The sequence below is a fragment of the Microbacterium thalassium genome (assembly GCF_014208045.1).
Classification (GTDB): domain Bacteria; phylum Actinomycetota; class Actinomycetes; order Actinomycetales; family Microbacteriaceae; genus Microbacterium; species Microbacterium thalassium.
On record NZ_JACHML010000001.1, the window covers coordinates 2464273 to 2485017 of the forward strand.

Below are 20745 nucleotides of genomic sequence, written 5' to 3' on the forward strand. Positions count from 1 at the left end.
ACTTTGGAGACCCATGCCCACGCTCGGCCTCGCTCCCCGCCTCCGCTACCTGGCCGCACGCGCCCGCCGCATCGACGTCGGCTCGGTGTGGGAGCGTGCGAAGGAGACCAGCGAGCAGCACGGCAAGTGGATGGCGGCGGTCCTCGTCGACATGCTCTGGTCGGCCGGGTTCCGTCAGGTCGGGTTCCAGGACTACGTCGACTACGACTTCGCCATCCTCAGCGCCGCCGAGCGCGCCACCTACATGACGCACCCGGTCTCGAACGAGCTGTCCCAGAGGTTCGACGACCCCGCCTACCGGCACATCTTCCACGACAAGCTCGCGTTCGACCGCGAGTTCTCGGAATTCCTCCGCCGGGACTGGATGGTCGTCGAGGAGGGCAACGCCGACGCCGTGCGCGCCTTCGTGGAGCGTCTGGGCACCGTCGTGACCAAGGAGCCCATCGGTCAGGCGGGAACGGGTGTGCACCGCTACCACGCGGCAGAGATCGACGACTGGGACGCCTTCCACCGTGGGCTCCTCGAGCGCGGGGAGCTCCTCATCGAAGAGGTCATCCGCCAGCACGCCGATCTCGCGGCGGTGTGCCCGGGGACGGTCAACACGACCCGCGTGACGGCGTTCTTCGACGGTGAGAAGACCCACATCCTCGCCATGGCGCAGAAGTTCGGCCGCGGTGAGGTCAGCGACCAGATGACGTTCGGCGGGTTCTACACGATGCTCGACGAGAACGGCCACGCGGTCGGCCCGGGCTACGACTCCCACGCCCACGTCCACGAGGTGCACCCGGACTCGGGACTGCGCATCGCCGACTTCCAGCTGCCCATGGTCGACGAGGTCACGGCGTTCGTCGATGAGGTCGCGCGCGTCGTCCCGCAGGTGCAGTACGTCGGCTGGGACATCGTCGTGACGCCGGACGGCCCCGTGCTCGTCGAGGGCAACTGGGGCGCGGGCGTCTACGAGAACAAGCCCAGCGTCACCGGCATCCGCACCGGGCACAAGCAGCGCTACCGCGACGCCATCGGGTTCTGAGCATCGACGCGAAACAGCCCCGGCCCGCCGAAGCGGGACCGGGGCTGCATCGTCTGAGTTGTCAGGCGGGGCGGACGACGCCGAGGGGCGTCGACTGGTGGCCCTGGCCGAGCGGGTTGTCGCCCAGGATCTGGACCAGGCGCTTCTCCCCCGCCGCGTCGAGCGTCGAGCCGAGGATGTTGCCGCCGAGGTCGTTGATGTCCACGACCGCCACCTCGACGCCGCTCGCGAGCAGCGTCTGCAGGTGTCGTGCGACCTCGCGCGGCTTGCTCGGGCCCAGCACGACCGCCTTGTTGTACGGCGGGATGGTGCCGCTGGTGGGGCCGTCGATGGCGCGCGCCTTGTCGCCGGCGATGCGGTAGAAGTCGCCCTTGCGGCCGAATGCCTTGGTGACGGCCGAGACCGCCGCGGCGAACAGGATGCGGGGCGTGCCGCACTCGCGCAGCGCCATCTCCATCGTCTCGGGCATGCCGAGGCCGATGCCGTACGGCGTGCGCGTGACGTACTTCGACAGGAAGAACGCGAGCTTGCGGGGCTGGATCTCCTCCACGAGGTACGAGCGGCCCTGCGTGATCGCGACGATCTTCTCGGTCACGAACAGGATGTCGCCGGGCTGGACGACGGCGGGAGCGTAGTCGGTGATGAACGCCTCGAGGTCGTCTCCGGGCATGACGACCCGCGTGCGGATCGGAATGCGCTGGTACGACGAGCCGTCGACCTGGATCTCGAGCGCCTTGCCGGCGTTGGCCTGCGCGCTCACTCGAGGTAGTCCCGCAGCGACTGCGACCGCGACGGGTGACGGAGCTTGGCCATGGTCTTCGACTCGATCTGTCGGATGCGCTCGCGCGTCACGCCGAACGTGTCGCCGATCTGGTCCAGCGTCTTGGGCTGGCCGTCGCCGAGACCGAAGCGCATGCGGATGACGCCCGCCTCGCGCTCGGACAGCGAGTCCAGCAGCGACTCGAGCTGGCGCTGCAGCATCGTGAAGCCCACCGCGTCGGCGGGGACCACCGCGTCGGTGTCCTCGATCAGGTCGCCGAACTCGCTGTCGCCGTCCTCGCCGAGGGGCGTGTGCAGCGAGATCGGCTCGCGGCCGTACTTCTGCACCTCGATGACCTTCTCGGGGGTCATGTCGAGCTCGCGGCTGAGCTCCTCGGGCGTGGGCTCGCGGCCCAGGTCCTGGAGCATCTGGCGCTGCACGCGCGCGAGCTTGTTGATGACCTCGACCATGTGGACGGGGATGCGGATGGTGCGGGCCTGGTCGGCCATGGCACGGGTGATCGCCTGGCGGATCCACCACGTCGCGTACGTCGAGAACTTGAAGCCCTTGGTGTAGTCGAACTTCTCCACCGCGCGGATGAGGCCCAGGTTGCCCTCCTGGATGAGGTCCAGGAACTGCATGCCGCGGCCGGTGTAGCGCTTGGCGAGCGACACGACCAGGCGCAGGTTGGCGCCCAGCAGGTGGCTCTTCGCGCGCTGGCCGTCGCGGGCGACCCACTGCAGGTCGAGCCCGAGCTGCGAGGACTTCTCGGCCGCCGACATGTGCGACAGCTTCTCCTCGGCGAACAGGCCCGCTTCGATGCGCATCGCCAGCTCGACCTCTTCGGCCGCGTTCAGCAGCGGAACCTTGCCGATCTGCTTCAGGTAGTCCTTGACCGGGTCGGCCGTGGCGCCGGTGATGGTCGTGGAGTAGACGGGGACCTCGTCCTCGTCGCCCGAGCGGATGACGATCGCGCCGGTCGGAAGCGGCTCGACCGCCGGCTTCGGGGCGCTGTCGTCGTCGTCATCGTCGGACGAGCCCTTGGCGCCGCCCTTTCCGGCGTCGCTCGAGTCGCCCTCGGCGGCGTCGGCGGCCTCGACGCCGACTTCGTCGTCCTCGTCCTCGGCGTCGCTCTTCTTCTTCTTGGCGGCCGTCTTCGGAGACGCCTTGGCCTTGCGCGCGGGCGCCTTCTTGGCAGTCCCCGACGTGGCGGCCGGCGCCTTCTTGGCCGTCGTCGTCGTCTCGGTCGCCTCGACGTCGTCCGTCTCGGTGTCCTTCGCTGCCGCTGTGCGTGCCTTGGTGTTCGTGCCTGGAGTCACGTCTCGCCTTTCACCGACGGTTCCCGAACCCTCGCCGGTCGTCTTCGGACACTAGTAAGACCCTTGTCAAGTCCCCCCGAGCCGCACGAAGCGGTCACGACACGGTTGACAACGGGTCAGAGCGTCCATTATCGCATACTCGTCGCGCGGGCACGGTGAAGCGTCCGCGCGCCTTGTGTCTTCCAACGCCCGGCGCGTCGACGGAATTCCCTCAGGAGCCGAACGGGTCCTCGTCGGGCGAAGGCCGCGTGGCCAGGAACCGCTCGAGTTCGGCGGCGAGCTCATCCGCGCTGGGAAGATCGCCGGTGTGCACCATCGCCGTGGCGTTGGTGGATCCGGCCATGTAGGAGTCGTAGCGCTCCTCGAGCTGCTCGACCATGCGCGTGAGCTCCTCGCTGGCCACGACCTGCTCGTCGACCTTCGTGAGGTAGTCCTTGTTCTCTTCGCGCAGCGCGTCCCCGTTGAAGACGAGGCCGGTGGCCGCGGTGAGCGAGTCCAGCGCCGCCAGAGCGGCCGCCGGGTACTCCGTGTCGGCGAGGTAATGGGGCACGAGCAGGACGAACGAGGCCACCGGCGTGCTCGAGGCCGCGAGCCGGTACTCGATGAGGTGCCCGGCGGTCGCGGGGACCTCGGTCTGCGGCTGCCACACCGAGTGCGCCGCCGTGAGCTCGGTGCGCGTGCCGCTCACCGTGGTGCCGAGCGGCCGCGTGTGGGGCACCGGCATCGGGATGGCATGGACCCACGTCACCGTCGAGACCTCGTACTCCGCGCACAGCTGGAGCACGGCCTGCGTGAACGCATCCCAGGCGAAGTCCGGCTCGTAGCCGGCGAGCACCAGGAACGGCTGCCCCACGCTGTCGTGCGCGAGCGAGAGCTCGAGCCGCGCGGGACGGAAGTCGCTCAGGTGGTCCTTGTCGAAGGCGACGATCGGGCGGCGCGCCCGGTAGTCCAGCAGCGTGTCGTTGGCGAACACCGCCAGCGGCGTCGGATCCAGATCGTCGCGCACGAACGACACGACCTGGCTCACGGCGCTGCCCGCGTCGGTGAATCCGGTCAGCGCGATCACCAGCGGCAGACCCCGCGGCACCGGCGGAGCCGTCGCCGCGCGCTCGAAGATCGGTCCCGGGAACGGCATGTCTTCAATGCTACGAGCCGGGCGCGGACCTCGGTCGGCGTGACGTCCCGCTCTCAGCGAACACGACGTCCCTAGGATGGGAGTCATGTCGCTCCCCGACCTCGAGTACCGCACCGAGCCCATTCGAGAGTCCGACGCAGACGCCCTCCTGCTGGCGCTGCCGCCGCTCTCCGAGATCCCCGAGGAGGTCCTGTCCGACTGGCCGGGGCTGGCCGCCGCTCTCGAGGCGACCGGGTTCACCGGCGCACCGTCGTCCTTCCAGCGCGTCTACGCGCCCGAGGCCACGACGCTCCCCATCGCGGTCGTCGGCACGGGGGCCGACCCCGACGCCACGGCCGTCCGCCTCGCCGTCGGAGCCGCCGTCCGCACGCTCACCGGGTTCGAGAAGGTCTCGGTCGCCGCACCGGCCGCGCCCGCGCTGTGGCGCGCCGTCGCCGAGGGAGCCGCGCTGGGCGGCTACCGGTTCGACGGCTACAAGTCGGAGGCGCCGAAGCCCCGCGCCTCCGCCGTGTTGGTGCACGGCGACGATGCCCCGGACGCCGACGCGCTGGACGCCGTCCGCGCCGAATCGGACGCGGTCGCGCTCGTCAAGGACCTCGTGTCGATCCCGGCCGAGTGGCTCGGCCCGGCCGATTTCGCGGTGCGCGCCGAGCAGGCCGTCGACGGACTGCCCGTGACGGTCGAGGTCTACGACGAGAGCGCCCTGCGCGCCGGCGGCTTCGGAGGCATCCTCGGCGTCGGGCAGGGCTCGGATCGCCCGCCGCGCCTGATCCGTCTCGCGTATGCGCCCGAGGGCGCGCCGCGCCACGTCGCGCTCGTCGGCAAGGGCATCACGTTCGACACCGGCGGTCTCTCGCTCAAGCCGTCGTCGTCGATGGTGGGCATGAAGTACGACATGGCCGGCGCCGCCACTGTGCTGGCCGTCCTGCGCGCGGTCGCCTCGGTGGGCGCACCGGTCGCCGTCACGGCCTGGCTGTGCGTCGCCGACAACATGCCGTCCGGGCGCGCCACCCGCCCGGGCGATGTGCTGCGGATGGCCGACGGGACGACCGTGGAGGTCCTCAACACGGATGCCGAGGGCCGGCTCGTGCTCGCCGACGGTCTCGTCGCCGCGAGCCGCGAGAAGCCGGACGCGATCGTCGACGTCGCCACCCTGACCGGCGCGATCACGGTCGCCCTGGGAACGCGCCACACCGGCGTCATGGGCGACGACGCGGCCGTCGCCGAGTATCTGGCGGCCGCCGCCGACGTCGGCGAGCTCGCGTGGCAGCTGCCGCTGCCCGATCACATGGTCGAGGAGCTGGACTCGCCCATCGCGGACCTCCAGAACGCCAAGATCGGCGACACCGCGGGCGGATCGATGTTCGCGGGACTCTTCCTGCGCCACTTCGTCGGCCGCGTCGACGACGGCGAAGACGCGCCGCGGATCCCGTGGGTGCACCTGGACATCGCCGGCGCGGGCTGGAACAAGGGCGGCCCGTACGGCTACACCGAGAAGGGGCCGACCGCGGCGTCGGTCCGCAGCCTCATCCGGTTCCTCACGACCGAGCGCCCCGCATGAGCGATCACGCCTTCGACCTGGTCGTGCTCGGCGGGGGAAGCGGCGGGTACGCCGCGGCGCTGCGCGCGGCCGAACTCGGGCGATCGGTGGCCCTGATCGAGAAGTCGCTGGTCGGCGGCACCTGCCTGCACCGCGGGTGCATCCCGACCAAGGCGCTGCTCCACGCGGCCGAAGTTGCGGAGTCGGCTCGGCACGGCTCGGCCATCGGCATCCGCACGTCCTTCGAGGGCGTGGACGCGGCCGCGGTCCGCTCGTATCGCGAAGGCATCGTGCACAAGAAGCACAAGGGCCTCGAAGGACTCATCAAAGCGCGCGGCATCACCGTCGTGGCAGGCGAGGGCCGCCTCGAGCCCGGCCCGCGGGTGCGCGTGGGAGAGGACACCTACACCGGCGCGGACGTGGTCCTCGCGACCGGCTCCACCAGCAGGACGCTGCCCGGCCTCGAGCTCGGCGGCCGCATCATCGCCAGCGAGCACGCGCTCGACCTCGAGGAGGTCCCCCGCAGCGCGATCATCCTCGGCGGCGGCGTCATCGGCGTCGAGTTCGCGAGCATCTGGCGCTCCTTCGGCGTGGACGTCACGATCGTCGAAGCGCTCGACCACCTGCTCCCGGCCGAGGACGTCGCCTCGAGCAAGGCTCTGGAGCGCGCGTTCCGGCGACGGGGCATCACGCAGCGTCTCGGCGTGCGCTTCGGCTCGGCGAGCCAGACCGCGGACGCGGTGAGCGTCGAGCTCGCCGACGGCACCAGCCTCACGGCGGACGTGCTGCTCGTGGCCGTGGGGCGCGGCCCCGCCACGGCCGGCATGGGATTCGAGGATGCCGGCATCGAGCTCGAGCGCGGCTTCGTGCGCACCGACGACCGGCTGCGCACGGGCGCCGCGCACGTGTGGGCCGTCGGCGACATCGTCCCCGGTCCCCAGCTGGCCCACCGGGGGTTCCAGCAGGGGATCTTCGTCGCCGAGGAGATCGCGGGCCTCGCGCCGGTGCTCGTCGCCGATGAGATGATCCCGAAGGTGGCATACTGCTCCCCCGAGGTCGCCTCGGTCGGGCTCACGGAGGCCGCCGCGGCGGAGTCGTTCGGCGCCGACGCGGTGCACGCGTACGAGTACAACCTCGCCGGCAACGGCAAGAGCGAGATCCTCGGCACGGCGGGCATCATCAAGGTCGTCCGCCGGGTCGACGGGCCCGTCGTCGGGGTCCACCTCGTGGGCGACCGCGTCGGCGAACTCATCACGGAGGCGCAGCTCGCCATCGGGTGGGAGGCCCATCCCGAGGACATCGCACCGTTCATCCATGCACACCCCACCCAGAGCGAAGCCCTCGGCGAAGCGTTCCTCGCGCTGGCAGGCAAGCCCCTGCACGCGCTGTGACGTCGCGGCATCGTTCGCATCACTAAGCTAGACACCAATCAGGAATCCTGAAGGAGACATCCCCATGAGCACTTCTGTGGTCCTCCCCGCGCTCGGCGAGAGCGTCACCGAGGGAACGGTCACCCGCTGGCTCAAGCAGGTCGGCGACACCGTCGAGGCCGACGAAGGACTGCTCGAGATCTCGACCGACAAGGTCGACACCGAGATTCCCTCGCCCGTCGGCGGCGTGATCGAAGAGATCCTCGTCCAGGAGGACGAGACGGTCGAGGTGGGCGCCGTGCTCGCCAAGATCGGCGACGGCTCGGCCGCCGCCGCTCCGGCGCCGGCCGCCGAGGCCGCTCCAGCGCCCGCCGCGGAGCCCGAGCCGGCTCCCGCACCCGCCGCAGAGCCGGCCCCCGCGGAGCCCGCGCCCGCCGCCGCGCCCGCCGCCTCGGGCGGCAAGGACGTCGTGCTCCCCGAACTGGGCGAGTCCGTGACCGAGGGCACCGTGACCCGCTGGCTCAAGCAGGTCGGCGAGGACGTCGCGGTCGACGAACCGCTGCTGGAGATCTCGACCGACAAGGTCGACACCGAGATCCCGTCGCCGATCGCCGGCACGCTGCAGGAGATCCTGGTCGCCGAAGACGAGACGGTCGCGGTCGGCTCGGTGCTGGCGCGCATCGGCGACGCGGCAGCCGCCGCCCCCGCCGAGCCCGCCCCCGCGGCAGCGCCCGAGCCCGCCCCCGCGGCAGCGCCCGAGCCCGCTCCGGCGCCCGAGCCCGCCCCTGCACCGGCCGCCGCTCCCGCTCCGGCCGCCGCACCGGCTCCTGCGCCCGCACCGGCCGCCGAGCCCGCCGCCGACGAGCAGGTCACCTACGTCACTCCGCTGGTGCGTCGTCTCGCCCAGCAGCAGGGCGTCGACCTCGCCTCGGTCACCGGCACCGGGGTCGGGGGACGCATCCGCAAGGAGGACGTCCTGAAGGCCGCGGAGGCGCCCGCGCCGGCCGCGGAGGCGCCCGCCGCGGCTCCGGTCGTCGAGGTCTCGCCGCTGCGCGGCACCACGCAGCCGATGTCGCGTCTGCGCAAGGTGCTGGCGGAGCGCGCCGTCGCCTCGATGCAGGCCACCGCGCAGCTGACGACGGTGGTCGAGGTCGACGTGACGAACGTCTCGGCGTACCGCGACAGCGTCAAGGCCGACTTCCTCGCCAAGACCGGCGACAAGCTGTCGTTCCTGCCGTTCTTCGCCCTCGCCGCCGCCGAGGCCCTCCAGGCCTATCCGGTGATCAACGCGACCGTCGACGGAGACCAGATCGTCTACCCGGCGACCGAGAACCTCTCCATCGCCGTCGACACCGAGCGCGGCCTGCTCACGCCGGTCCTCCGCGACGCCGCGAGCAAGAACCTCGCCGAGATCGCCCACGAGATCGCGGACCTCGCGGCACGCACGCGTGACAACAAGCTGAAGCCGGACGAGCTCGCCGGCGGAACCTTCACGCTCACCAACACCGGCTCGCGCGGCGCGCTGTTCGACACGCCGGTCGTGTTCCTCCCGCAGTCGGCGATCCTCGGCACCGGGACGGTCGTGAAGCGCCCCGGTCTGGTGAAGGTCGGCGGGCAGGACGCCATCGCCGTGCGCTCGTACGTGTACCTCGCGCTCTCGTACGACCACCGCATCATCGACGGCGCCGACGCCGCGCGCTTCCTGAGTGCCGTCAAGTCCCGCCTCGAGAACGCGGAGTTCGCCGCCCAGCTCGGCATCTGAGTCAGCCCTCCGATGGCTGCTGCGCGACGTCGTGAACGTCGCGCAGCAGCCATCGGTCTTCCTGGCGGACGATGACGGCGATCTGGGCGGGCTCCGCGCCGTCGGACGCCGTGATGCGGACGACCGCGACATCCCCGAAGTCCTCCAGCAGGTCGGCCCGCCGGTCGGCGCCGGCCAGGTCGACCGGCCCGGGGCCGAACCGCCGGGACGGGTCCGTCTGCACCGTCTCGAGACAGGTCGGGTGCGCGTCGCACAGGATGCGCGCGTCCAGCAGCCGCTGGGTGGCGGTCGCGAGATCCGTCTGAGGGTCGGCGTCGCTCGCGATCGGCGCGAGGTCGGCGGCTTCGACCGCCGCCTCGCCGCTTTCGGCCACCGTCGGCTCCAGGGCGTCCGCCGCGCCACGACCGCTTCCGGGCTCGGGCCACAGCAGCCCGCCGAGCAGGACGAGCGCGGCCGCTCCCGTCGCCACCGCCCATGCGCGGCGACGCTGCGGCGCACGGCGGGCCGACCGCCAGACCGCCGTCGTGATCCGCGAGAGGACGTCTGCGGCGTCCGCGTCGACGGATCGCGCCGCACGGGACAGCCAGCCGTCGGCGGTCGCGGCGTCCTCGGAGGATGTGACGGGGTCGGCGCCGCCCGGGAGCGTCTGCAGCGATCTCGCGAGCCGAGGTTCCAGGGAGTCGGTTCGCAGCGGCTCCGCCGGCGCCGACGCGAACAGCAGGGCTTCGGCTTCGTCGAGATCACGCGCCGAGATGCGCTCGGCGCCCAGCGTCGCGCGGACCCGTGACCAGGTGTCGGCGTCGGGGTCCGGGGAGATCCTGGTCAGCAGCCCGGAGCATGCGTCGAGGGCCGACGCGCCCCCGACGTCGGCGACGAGCACCGGTCGGCCGTCGGCGGTGAGCCACCACTGCGCCCGCGCGTGTCGCGCAGCCGGTTCGAGGTCCGCGATGCCGCGCAGTACGCTGACCGCGAGCGTGACCGCCTCCCCGAGTCGGAGCGGACGGAGGGCTCGCTCGCGCCGGTCGAGGAACCCGTCGACGGTCTCGGGGCAGTGCGGCAGCACGACGTCGTGACCGCCGGCGCGTCGCACGACGTCGACCGGTGCGAGAACGTGCCCCTGCGGCTCGGCGCGCCACCCGGGCCAGTCCGCGCCGCAGGAGAGGCCATCGACCATCACACAGGGGTCCTCGTCGCCGTGCCGGACCAGGATGCCGCCGTACGGCGCGTCCCGACCCGCCGTGAGATGCCGCAGCGTGCGATAGGGCGCCAGCGGAGACGGGTGCTCGGTCATGCCCCCACCGTCCCGCGCTGACGCCCGCGGGAGATCCGGCACGGTGCTCCTGTGGATGATCCGGCCGCACGGAGTCTGTGGGGAGGAAGCAGCGATGCGACGGGAAAAGGTAGTCTGGAGGGTATGGCAGCACGCAGTACCGCACCCGAGAAGCGGCCGGGCTTCTTCGCTCAGATCCGCACCCTCTACACCTTCACGCAGAAGACCTTCGGCTGGCTGCCGTTCCTCCTCGCGGGCATCCTCGTGCTCGGCACCGGCGCCGGCGTCGGCATCGGATTCCTCATCCCGCCCGTCGCGGTCTGGACCGTCATCCTGTGGGGCGTCACCGGCCTCATGGCCGGCATCCTCGGCTCGCCCATGATCATGACGCGCCTGTCGACCATCGCGATGTACCGCCAGATCGACGGCATGCCCGGGGCGGCGGGGCATGTCATGTCGACGGCGCTGGGGCGCAAGTGGCAGGCCAGCGACATGCCGGTGGGCGTGAACCCCAAGACGCAGGAGGCCGTCTACCGTGCGATCGGCCGCGGCGGCGTCGTCATCGTCGGCGAAGGCGCCCGCGGACGCCTGACGCGTCTCGTGAACGACGAGCGATCCAAGGCCCAGCGCGTCGCGCAGGGCGTCCCCGTCACCGTCCTGTACGTCGGCCACGGCGAGGACGAGGTCCCGATCTCGAAGCTGGCGCCGACCATCAAGAAGCTGCCGAAGAAGATCGACCGGGCCACGATGGCCGCCGTCATCAAGCGCATCGACTCGGTCTCGCAGTCCGTGACGTCGCTGCCGATCCCCAAGGGGATCGACCCGCAGCGCGTGCGCGCTCAGCGTCCCCGCTGAGCCCCCGCCGCCGGTTCGCCGCTCACGCCCGGACGAGGACCGTCCCGGCCGCCTTGTCGTGCAGTCCGCGCTGATCCGCGTCCCAGATGGCGGCGGGGATCACGATGATCAGCAGCGCCGTGCGCACGATCGGTCGCCACAGCCCGACCCACCCGCCGTCGACGCGCTGCAGGCGCAGTCCGAAGATCCGGTGCCCGGGGCTCCCCTGGACCGTCGGGATGAACGCGATCTGGATGATCGCGAAGATCGCGAGGATCGCCAGCGGATCCCAGCCGAAGAATCCTGAGATGAGGTACGCGGCGCCGTAGTCGAAGAAGAGGGCCGCGACGCGCCGGCCGAGCCGCCCGATCGAGCCGGATCCTTCACGAGGCAGTCCGAGCCGTTCTCCGGGGTAATCCTGGGGGACCTGTGTCACCTCCTCAGCGTACTCAGGCCGGTGTAACATGCTCGAAACAAACCGGTCACTGTCGGGCAATGCCCCACCGGTACGTTTCCTGCAAGCTCGCTTTGCGGGCGGCACTTCCCGATGCCCAGACCTCTGGAGAGTTCATGTTCAGTGATTCATCCGAGGTGCTGAAGTTCATCAAGGACGAGGACGTCAAGTTCCTCGACATCCGTTTCACGGATCTCCCTGGTGTGCAGCAGCACTTCAACATCCCGGCCTCCACCGTGGACGAGGAGTTCTTCACCGTCGGACAGCTGTTCGACGGTTCCTCCATCCGTGGATTCGCCAACATCCACGAGTCGGACATGCAGCTGATCCCGGATGTCTCGACCGCCTACCTCGACCCGTTCCGCGAGGCGAAGACCCTCGTGATGGTCTTCGACATCTACAACCCGCGCAACGGCGAGATCTACGCGAAGGACCCGCGCCAGGTCGCGAAGAAGGCCGAGAAGTACCTCGCTTCGACCGGCATCGCCGACACGGCGTTCTTCGCCCCCGAGGCCGAGTTCTACATCTTCGACGACGTCCGCTACGAGGTGAAGCAGAACTCCAGCTTCTACTCGGTCGACTCCGAGGAAGGCGCCTGGAACACCGGCCGCGTGGAAGAGGGCGGCAACCTCGCCAACAAGACCCCCTACAAGGGCGGCTACTTCCCCGTCTCCCCCGTCGACAAGACGGCGGACCTCCGCGACGACATCAGCCTCAAGCTGATCGAGGGCGGCCTCGAGCTGGAGCGTGCGCACCACGAGGTGGGCACCGGCGGCCAGCAGGAGATCAACTACAAGTTCGACACGATGGTCCACGCCGCGGACGACATCCTGAAGTTCAAGTACATCGTGAAGAACGTCGCCGAGCAGTGGGGCAAGGTCGCGACCTTCATGCCCAAGCCGCTCTTCGGCGACAACGGCTCGGGCATGCACACCCACCAGTCGCTGTGGCTCGACGGCAAGCCCCTCTTCTACGACGAGAAGGGCTACGGCGGTCTGTCGGACCTCGCCCGCTGGTACATCGGCGGTCTGCTGGCGCACGCGCCGGCCGTCCTCGCGTTCACCAACCCGACCCTCAACAGCTACCACCGTCTGGTGAAGGGCTTCGAGGCTCCGGTCAACCTGGTGTACTCGGCCGGCAACCGCTCGGCTGCCATCCGCATCCCGATCACGGGCACCAACCCCAAGGCCAAGCGCATCGAGTTCCGTGCGCCCGACGCCTCGGGCAACCCGTACCTCGCGTTCGCCGCGCAGATGATGGCCGGCATCGACGGCATCATCAACCGCATCGAGCCGCACGAGCCGGTGGACAAGGACCTCTACGAGCTGCCGCCCGAGGAGGCCAAGAACATCCCGCAGGTGCCGAACTCGCTTCTGGACTCGCTCGAGGCGCTCCGCGCCGACAACGAGTTCCTGACGCGCGGCAACGTGTTCACGCCCGAGCTGATCGAGACGTGGATCGAGTACAAGATCGAGAACGAGATCCAGCCGCTCGCGCAGCGTCCGCACCCGTTCGAGTTCGAGCTGTACTTCGGCGTCTGAGTCGCTCGACAGCACTCCCGAAGGGGCCCCGGTTTCACGACCGGGGCCCCTTCGGCGTGCGCGCGACATCTCCCCCGCTCGGACGCACGCGGCGCCGGGCGAGCGGTTCCCGTCAGCCGTAGAAGAGCTTCTCGAAGACGCGCCGTGCGCGCCGCGTCGCCCCCATGTAGGCCTCCTCGACCTGCGTCGCCGAGCGGGGCGGATACTCCAGCAGGCGACCGATGCCGTCCAGCCGCACCCTGTCGGTCGGCAGCACGTCGCTGGTCTGCCCCGACAGGAGGGTGTTCGCCGACCGCAGGCGACTGGCCAGGCGCCACGCCGAGGAGAGCCGCTCCGCGTCACTGGGGGCGACGATCCCCGCCGCCTCCGCCGCGCGCAGCGCCGCCATCGTCGAGGTCGTCCGCATCTCGGGGATGCGGTGGGCGTGCTGGAGCTGGAGCATCTGCACCAGCCACTCGACATCCGAGAGCGAACCGGGGCCGAGCTTGAGATGCCGTCGCGGATCGACGCCCTGCGGCAGACGCTCGTTCTCGACCCGCGCCTTGATGCGCTTGATCTCGCGCAGTCCCTGCGGGTCGGCGGCGGCCGGATAGCGCACCTCGTCGGCCAACGCCATGAAGTCGCGGATCAGCTTGACGCTGCCGGCGGCGCCCCGCGCCCGCAGGAGCGCCTGGGCCTCCCAGGACAGCGACCAGCGATGGTAGTACTCGGTGTAGCTGTCGAGCGACCGCACCATCGGGCCGCTGCGGCCCTCGGGGCGCAGGTCGGCATCCAGGTCGAGCGGGACGCGGTGGTCCTCGGAATGCCGTCGCAGCTCCTGGACGATGCGCGTGGCGAGTCGCCCGGCCCGCTCGGGATCGACGCCGTTCGCGCGGTACACGTAGAGGACATCCGCATCCGACCCGAATCCGAGTTCACTCCCGCCGAAGCGGCCCATCGCGATCACCGAGAAGTCGAGCTCGGCGTCCTCGGGCGGGACGACCTCTCGGCGGACCGCGCGCAGCGCCGCCTGGATGGTGACCTCGGTGATCGTCGTCAGCGAACGGGCGACGTCCTCGATGGTCGCCACGCCGACCATGCCCGCGATCGCGGTCCGCAGCAGCTCCCGACGGCGCAGCGCGCGCACCGCGCGCATCGCATCGTCGACCGTCTGATGGCGCGTCTGGATCGCACGAGCCTCCTGCTGCAGCGCGACACCCGTCCGCGGCACCAGCTGCTCCTCATCATCGAGCCACGCGGCCGACTCCGGGATCCACTCCATGAGCTCGCCGATGTACCGCGAGCCCGAGAGCACGCGTGTGAGGCTCTCGGCCGCCCCGGACGAGTCGCGCAGCATCCGCAGGAACCACGGGGTGTCGCCCAGCCGCTCGCTGAGCCGGCGGAACGCGAGCAGACCGTAGTCGGGGTCCACGCCGTCGGCGAACCATCGGATCATCACCGGCATCAGGTGCCGCTGGATGACCACCTTGCGGCTGATGCCGCTCGTGAGCGCGCCGATGTGCCGCAGCGCGCCGGCCGGATCGGTGAAGCCGATGGCCGCGAGGCGGTCGTGCGCCTGCTCGGGCGAGATCACGCGCTCCTCTTCGGGGAGCGAGGCCACAGCCGCCAGCAGGGGGCGGTAGAACAGCCGCACGTGGATCTCGCGGACGTCGCGCTTGGTGCGCTCCCACAGCTCCCACACGGCGTCGCCCGAGGACGCCAGTCCGGTCGCGCGGGCGAGGATCCGTCTGTCCTCGGGCTTGGCGGGCATGAGGTGCGTGCGGCGGAGCCCGCGCAGCTGCACGCGATGCTCGAGCACCCGCAGCACGCGATAGTGGTCCGAGAACGCGGACGCCTCGGCGCGTCCGATGTACCCCTGGGCGACGAGGGCGTCCAGCGCGTCGAGGGTGCCCCGCTGGCGGATGTCCTCGTCGGTGAGCCCGTGGACGAGCTGCAGCAGCTGCACGGTGAACTCGATGTCGCGGATGCCGCCCGGACCGAGCTTGATCTGGTACGGCACGTCGGCGGCCGGAATGTGCTCGGTGACGCGCTCGCGCATGCGCTGAACCGAGTCGACGAAGTTCTCCCGCGCGGCGCTCGTCCACACCTTCGGCTGGACGGCCGCGACATATGCGTCGCCGAGCTCGCGGCTGCCTGCGATCGGGCGGGCCTTCAGGAGCGCCTGGAACTCCCAGCTCTTGGCCCACCGCTCGTAGTACGACAGGTGGGAGTCCAGGGTGCGCACCAGCGCGCCCTGCTTGCCCTCGGGGCGCAGGTTCGCGTCGACCTCCCAGAGCGGCGGTTCCACCTCGACCTCCGAGATGCCCCGCATCAGCTGGACCGCGAGCCGCGTGGCGATGTCCACCACCCGCGATTCGCCCGGGTCGACGGTCGCCTCCGGATCTGCGTCGGCCACGAAGATCACGTCGACGTCGCTGACGTAGTTCAGCTCGCGCGCGCCGGTCTTGCCCATGCCGATGACGGCGAGCCTCGTCGCCGCGACCTCCTCGCGGGGGAACAGCCCCGCGCCCGCTCCGCCGCGCGTGACACGCGTGCGCGCGACGCTCAGCGACGCCTCGAGCGCGGCGGCGGCGGCATCCGCCAGCGCGGCGGCGACGGCCGGCAGCGCATCGACCGCCGACGGCTCCAGCAGGTCGTAGGCCGCGATGCGCGCCAGCATGCGCCGGTAGCGCACCCGCAGTGCGATCCAAGACGCCTCTCCCCCGTCGGCGGCGAAGCCGTCCTCGTCGTCCACCGCTTCGAGCAGGGTCTCGCGCAGCTCGTCGCCCGTCGGCAGGTAGCGCCCCCGCACGACGATGTCGGCGATCTCCTCCGGATGCCGCACATAGAAGTCGGCGAACCCCGTCGAGGCGCCCAGCAGTGCCCAGAGCGCCCGCCACGCGTCGTCGTCGGACCCCAGCGGCGCGAGCGCGCGAGGATCACGTCGGACGATCCGTTCGAGCGCGATCAGCGCCGCGTCGGGGTCGGCGGCCGTCGGGGAGTGCTCGCACAGCATGTCGCGTCCGACGCCGGTCGCGTCGGAGAGCTCGGTGAGCAGACCGTCGGCCTCGGCCAGGCGGCTGAAGCCCAGCCGCGCGAGCCGTGTGAGCGACGAGGAGCGATCGCTGGCAGTCATGTGCCGGCGGTCAGAGCATCTCGAGGTTGCTCTTCAGTTCGAAGGGGGTGACCTGAGAGCGGTACTGCTGCCATTCGCGGCGCTTGTTGAGCAGCACGTGGTTGAACACCTGCTCGCCCAGCGTCTCGGCGACGAGCTCGGACTCCTCCATGAACTCCAGCGCGTGGTCGAGGCTCGCGGGCAGCGGAGCGTAGCCGAGCGCGCGACGCTCCGAGTCCGTGAGGGACCACACGTTGTCCTCGGCCTCGAGCGGCAGCTCGTACTCCTCCTCGATGCCCTTCAGCCCCGCGGCGAGCATGAGCGCGTAGGCGAGGTACGGGTTCGCGGCCGAGTCCAGGCCGCGGTACTCGACCCGCGACGACTGGCCCTTGTTGGGCTTGTAGAGCGGCACCCGCACCAGCGCGGAGCGGTTGTTGTGACCCCAGCAGATGAAGCTCGGCGCCTCGTCGCCGCCCCAGATGCGCTTGTACGAGTTGACGAACTGGTTCGTGACCGCGGCGATCTCGTTGGCGTGCCGCAGCAGGCCGGCGATGAACTGACGGCCGACCTTCGACAGCTGGTACTGCGCGCCCTCCTCGTAGAAGGCGTTGACGTCGGCCTCGAACAGCGACATGTGGGTGTGCATCCCGCTGCCGGGCTGGCCGCTCAGAGGCTTGGGCATGAAGGTCGCGTAGACGCCCTGCTCGATCGCCACCTCCTTGATGACGGTGCGGAACGTCATGATGTTGTCGGCCGTCGCCAGGGCGTCGGCGTACCGCAGGTCGATCTCGTTCTGGCCGGGCCCGCCCTCGTGGTGGCTGAACTCGACCGAGATGCCCAGATCCTCGAGCATCCGCACCGAGCGGCGCCGGAAGTCATGGGCCGTCCCGCCGGGGACGTTGTCGAAGTAGCCCGCGGAGTCCACGGGGATCGGCCCCTCGGGGCCGTACTGCGAGGACTTCAGCAGATAGAACTCGATCTCGGGATGCGTGTAGAACGTGAACCCCGCGTCCGCGGCCTTCGCCAGCGCGCGCTTGAGGACGTTGCGCGGATCGGCCACCGCGGGCTGGCCGTCGGGCGTCGTGATGTCGCAGAACATGCGCGCGGTCGGGTCGATCTCGCCGCGCCACGGGAGGGTCTGGAACGTCGTCGGGTCCGGGTGGGCCAGCAGGTCCGACTCGTAGGACCTCGTGAGACCCTCGATCGCGGAGCCGTCGAAGCCCAGCCCCTCGGTGAAGGCGCCCTCGACCTCGGCGGGGGCGATGGCGACCGACTTGAGCGTGCCCGTCACGTCCGTGAACCACAGACGCACGAACTTGACGCCTCGCTCCTCGATCGTCCGGAGCACGAAGTCCCGCTGCTTGTCCATCGCATCCTCTCTCGAGCCGCATCGGCTCCCGCCAGACTACTCGCCGCGCGCACCCGTCCCCGCCGCACACGCGTGCGAGGGGAGGTCAGTCCTCCTGCGCGTCCTCTTCGGCCCACGCCCGGGCGCGCTCGCGCAGGATCTCGGGTGCGCGTGCGGCCTCCTCGGCCGTGTCGAACGGGCCCGCCCGGTCGATCGCGGGCGAGGCGTAGCCGAACTCGACCTCGCCGGTGGTCATGTTGTACCAGTACTTCTCACTGTCCGAAGTCACAGGGTCCTCCCATCCGGGGGCATCGTCGTCCCGACGCCTCCGATCCTACTGATGACGGGCCGCCTGCTGGCTAGGCTGGGCACATGACATCACAGGGGGCTCGCGCGGTCGGCATCGACATCGGCGGAACCGGCATCAAGGGCGCGTTGGTGGATCTCGAGCACGGCGAACTGCTGTCTGACCGTGTGAAGGTCCCGACCCCGCGGGGTGCGGAGCCGAAGGACGTGCTCGCGGCGGTCCACCTCGTCCTGGAGCGGCTGCACGTGTCGGATGCCGATGTGCCCCTCGGTGTGGCCTTCCCGGCGATCGTCAAGCACGGCCGCACCCTGTCGGCGGCGAACGTGTCCGACCGGTGGATCGACTTCGAGGCCGAGAAGTTCTTCGAGGACGGCCTCGGCCGCGAGATCCACTTCGCGAACGACGCCGACGTCGCAGGCGTCGCCGAACTGCGCTTCGGCGCGGCGCACGGTCAGGGGGGTCTCACGATCCTCACGACCCTCGGCACCGGCATCGGCTCCGCGCTGCTCTACGACGGCGTGCTCATCCCGAACTCCGAACTCGGCCACGTCGCGCGCGCGAAGCACGGCAAGGACGCCGAGGCGTATGCCGCGTACTCCGCGAAGGAGCGCGAGAACCTGACGTGGGAGAAGTGGGCCAAGCGCCTGCAGTGGTACTACGGCCACATCGAGTTCCTCTTCAGCCCCGACCTGTTCGTCGTGGGCGGCGGCGTGTCCAAGCACGCCGACAAGTTCCTGCCGCTGCTCAAGCTGAAGACGCCGATCGTGCCGGCGGTGCACCGCAACAACGCGGGCATCATCGGCGCCGCGGCACTGGCGCTGCACGGCTGACCGCAGGAGGGCGAATGGGCCGGCCTGTACGCCGGGTTCTGTTCGGGGGCTGACGCCCCGTCGACGGTCATCTCTCTCGGCGACACGTTGCCGTGCCGCTCCAGCGGCCTACCCGGGGACTCGGCGGGCCGCGTCGTCATCCCCTGTCTGGCCTTGCTCCGGGCGAGGTTTGCCATGCGGGTCGCGTCACCGCGACCCCGGTGGTCTCTTACACCGCCCTTTCACCCTTACCGGGCGCTGCCCGGCGGTCTGCTCTCTGTGGCACTGTCTCGCGGATCGCTCCGGGTGGGTGTTACCCACCGCCCTGCCCTGCGGAGCCCGGACGTTCCTCGGCGCGAAGCGGCGAACCGCTCGCGACGCGACCGTCCGGCCGACCCATTCGCGGTCTCGATTCTAGTCGCGGCACCTGGGCAAGCGCCCGGTCAGGCCTTGTCGGCGGCGTCCGCGATCCGCACGTCCAGCGGGAAGTCGAGCGGGAAGTCGCCGAACAGCAGACGCGCGGCCTCCGCCGCCGACGCCTGCACGGCCGCGGCGACGTCGTCGGCGAGTTCGGCGGGCGTGTGCACGATCACCTCGTCGTGGAGGAAGAACGCCGCGTGCGCGCGCGTCGAGAAGACGGGGCCGGACCCGGGAGCGGATGCCGACGCCGCCGGCAGCGCCGAAAGGCGCCCCCGCAGGTCGGCGAGCCAGGCCAGCGCCCATTCGGCCGCCGTCCCCTGCACCACGAAGTTGCGTGTGAACCTGCCGCGGTCGCGGGCCGCGCGTCGCGCACGGTCGATGTCGGCAGCCGTCGCGCCCGCCTCGCTGGCGCGTCGCTGCACGCCCCGCCACCGCTCGTCGGGGGGCGGGGAGGTCCGCCCGAGCCAGGTCGAGACCGCGCCGCCGTCCTCGCCGATCCGCGCCGCATCGTCGACCAGCCGCATCGCCCGGGGGAACGACCGGCGCAGATGCGGGACGAGCCGGCCGGAGTCCCCCGTGGTCGCGCCGTACATCGCGCCGAGCATCGCGACCTTGGCCTCGGGTCGCGTCGCGATCGCGGTGGCCTCGACGATGCCGGCGTACAGGTCGCGGCCGCGCGCCGCCTGCGCGAGAGACGCATCCGAGCTCATGCCGGCGAGAACGCGCGGCTCGAGCTGCGCGACGTCGGCGACGACCAGCTTCCATCCCGGATCCGCGCGCACGGCCTGGCGGAGCTGACGCGGGATCTGGAGCGCACCGCCGCCCGACGACGCCCAGCGACCCGTGACGACGCCCCCGGGCACGTACACCGGCCGGAAGCGCCCGTCGCGCACCCACTCGTCCAGCCACGCCCAGCCGTTGGCGGTGAGCAGACGCGCCAGCTTCTTGTACTCGAGCAGCGGGGCGATGGCGGGGTGCTCGTGCTGGGCGAGCTCCCAGCGCCCCGTCGTCTGAACCGTGATGCCGGCCCGGCGCAGCGACCGCAGCAGCTGCGGCGGAGAGTCCGGATTCAGAGCCGGGTCGCCGAGTGCGGTGCGGATGCCGGCTGCGAGCTCCTCGAGCCGTCGGGGCCGGCCACCCGGACCGATCTCGCCGAGGGCCGTGGTGAGCACGCGCTCGTGCTCCGCCACGTCCCAGGGGACGCCCGCCGCGGTCAGCTCCGATGCCAGGAGCCCGCCGGCGGACTCCGCCGCCAGGAGCAGGCGCAGGCGGGCGGGATCCTCGCTGCGGCGCACCGCGGCCTCCTGGGACCGCCATTCGGCGAGGGCGGCGTCGAGTCCGGACGGAAGTCCGGTGTGCGCGCCGGCGCCGCCGTCCCACTCGAACAGCGCGGGGCTGTCGGGCTCGGCGGCCGGATCAGCGCTCGCGGAAGCCCACGGCCCGGCCGTGCGGACCGGGTCGTCGGCGGGCACGGACTGCGCCCAGCGCAGGATCGCGTGGCCGAGCCGCAGGTCCCAGCACCGCGCGACGGTCACACCGGCCCGCAGGAGTCGGGGATACCAGCGTGCGGTGTCGTTCCAGACCCAGCGGATCCTCCCCGCCGACTCGCGGTCGCGCACCCACCCCGGCAGCGTGTCGTCGTCGAGCCGGACCCGTTCCACCGCGCCGCCCGTGTCGTCGGTCAGCGCCGCGTCGATCACCCTCCCGTCGCGCCCGAGGACGGCGAAGGCGGGATCACCCACGGTGCGGCGG

The 20745-nt window shown here is 71.1% G+C and carries 16 protein-coding genes and 1 other RNA gene; 7 read left to right on the top strand and 10 right to left on the bottom strand.

From position 1 onward, the window contains the following. The first annotated feature begins 13 nt into the window (after nt 1-13). Complete coding sequence (locus HD594_RS11335) at nt 14-1030, top strand: sugar-transfer associated ATP-grasp domain-containing protein (protein WP_184751060.1); 1017 nt, start codon at nt 14-16, stop codon at nt 1028-1030. Nucleotides 1031-1091: 61 nt separating this feature from the next. Here HD594_RS11335 and HD594_RS11340 read toward each other — a convergent pair whose 3' ends face one another. The 3 genes from HD594_RS11340 to HD594_RS11350 form a co-directional block, all read right to left on the bottom strand. Beyond that, a complete protein-coding gene (locus HD594_RS11340) occupies nt 1092-1790 on the bottom strand; it encodes a coenzyme F420-0:L-glutamate ligase (RefSeq protein WP_184751061.1) in 699 nt (232 codons plus the stop codon). Beyond that, nucleotides 1787-3109: an RNA polymerase sigma factor gene (locus HD594_RS11345; protein WP_184751062.1), complete on the bottom strand. Its 1323-nt coding sequence runs from the start codon at nt 3107-3109 to the stop codon at nt 1787-1789. Before HD594_RS11345 ends, HD594_RS11340 begins: the two co-directional genes overlap by 4 nt. A gap of 211 nt (nt 3110-3320) precedes the next feature. After that, a complete protein-coding gene (locus tag HD594_RS11350; RefSeq protein WP_184751063.1) occupies nt 3321-4244 on the bottom strand; it encodes a proteasome assembly chaperone family protein in 924 nt (307 codons plus the stop codon). An 85-nt stretch (nt 4245-4329) separates the two neighbouring features. Here HD594_RS11350 and HD594_RS11355 point away from each other — a divergent pair, with 85 nt between their 5' ends. The 3 genes from HD594_RS11355 to sucB all read left to right on the top strand — a co-directional run bounded on the left by HD594_RS11355 (nt 4330) and on the right by sucB (nt 8916). Beyond that, a complete protein-coding gene (locus tag HD594_RS11355; RefSeq protein ID WP_184751064.1) occupies nt 4330-5805 on the top strand; it encodes a leucyl aminopeptidase in 1476 nt (491 codons plus the stop codon). Then, nucleotides 5802-7175, top strand: coding sequence for a dihydrolipoyl dehydrogenase (gene lpdA, locus HD594_RS11360; RefSeq protein ID WP_184751065.1), 1374 nt, complete (start codon nt 5802-5804; stop codon nt 7173-7175). The genes HD594_RS11355 and lpdA overlap by 4 nt, the downstream gene beginning before the upstream one ends. Before the next feature lie 64 nt (nt 7176-7239). Next, complete coding sequence (sucB, locus tag HD594_RS11365; protein ID WP_184751066.1) at nt 7240-8916, top strand: 2-oxoglutarate dehydrogenase, E2 component, dihydrolipoamide succinyltransferase; 1677 nt, start codon at nt 7240-7242, stop codon at nt 8914-8916. Nucleotide 8917: 1 nt separating this feature from the next. On the opposite strand, the gene HD594_RS11370 is transcribed toward sucB, so the two are convergent. Beyond that, the gene (locus HD594_RS11370; protein WP_184751067.1) at nt 8918-10207 is read right to left on the bottom strand and encodes a hypothetical protein; all 1290 of its coding nucleotides are present in this window, start codon (nt 10205-10207) and stop codon (nt 8918-8920) included. Nucleotides 10208-10330: 123 nt separating this feature from the next. On the opposite strand from HD594_RS11370, the gene HD594_RS11375 reads away from it, so the two are divergent. After that, on the top strand, nt 10331-11041 hold the full coding sequence (locus HD594_RS11375) for a DUF4191 domain-containing protein (protein ID WP_184751068.1): 711 nt from the start codon (nt 10331-10333) through the stop codon (nt 11039-11041). Nucleotides 11042-11063: 22 nt separating this feature from the next. Here the strand turns inward: HD594_RS11375 and HD594_RS11380 are convergent, their stop codons facing one another. Next, the gene (locus tag HD594_RS11380; RefSeq protein WP_271171203.1) at nt 11064-11456 is read right to left on the bottom strand and encodes an RDD family protein; all 393 of its coding nucleotides are present in this window, start codon (nt 11454-11456) and stop codon (nt 11064-11066) included. 134 nt (nt 11457-11590) lie between these two features. Here HD594_RS11380 and glnA point away from each other — a divergent pair, with 134 nt between their 5' ends. Beyond that, a complete protein-coding gene (gene glnA / locus HD594_RS11385) occupies nt 11591-13015 on the top strand; it encodes a type I glutamate--ammonia ligase (RefSeq protein ID WP_184751070.1) in 1425 nt (474 codons plus the stop codon). Between the two features lie 112 nt (nt 13016-13127). On the opposite strand, the gene HD594_RS11390 is transcribed toward glnA, so the two are convergent. The 3 genes from HD594_RS11390 to HD594_RS11400 form a co-directional block, all read right to left on the bottom strand. Beyond that, complete coding sequence (locus HD594_RS11390) at nt 13128-16130, bottom strand: bifunctional [glutamine synthetase] adenylyltransferase/[glutamine synthetase]-adenylyl-L-tyrosine phosphorylase (protein ID WP_184751071.1); 3003 nt, start codon at nt 16128-16130, stop codon at nt 13128-13130. Between the two features lie 10 nt (nt 16131-16140). Further along, a complete protein-coding gene (locus HD594_RS11395; RefSeq protein WP_184751072.1) occupies nt 16141-17478 on the bottom strand; it encodes a glutamine synthetase family protein in 1338 nt (445 codons plus the stop codon). A gap of 85 nt (nt 17479-17563) precedes the next feature. Next, the gene (locus HD594_RS11400; RefSeq protein WP_221446921.1) at nt 17564-17713 is read right to left on the bottom strand and encodes an SPOR domain-containing protein; all 150 of its coding nucleotides are present in this window, start codon (nt 17711-17713) and stop codon (nt 17564-17566) included. Nucleotides 17714-17829: 116 nt separating this feature from the next. Here HD594_RS11400 and ppgK point away from each other — a divergent pair, with 116 nt between their 5' ends. Continuing rightward, nucleotides 17830-18594 carry a polyphosphate--glucose phosphotransferase gene (gene ppgK, locus HD594_RS11405; protein WP_184751074.1) on the top strand — a complete coding sequence of 255 codons (765 nt, stop codon included), beginning with the start codon at nt 17830-17832 and terminating at the stop codon, nt 18592-18594. Nucleotides 18595-18605: 11 nt separating this feature from the next. Here the strand turns inward: ppgK and rnpB are convergent. Together rnpB and HD594_RS11415 are read right to left on the bottom strand one after the other, a co-directional pair. Then, nucleotides 18606-18972, bottom strand: an RNA gene (rnpB, locus tag HD594_RS11410) — RNase P RNA component class A. Nucleotides 18973-19016: 44 nt separating this feature from the next. After that, nucleotides 19017-20735 carry a bifunctional 3'-5' exonuclease/DNA polymerase gene (locus HD594_RS11415; RefSeq protein ID WP_184751075.1) on the bottom strand — a complete coding sequence of 573 codons (1719 nt, stop codon included), beginning with the start codon at nt 20733-20735 and terminating at the stop codon, nt 19017-19019. Nucleotides 20736-20745 lie beyond the last annotated feature (10 nt).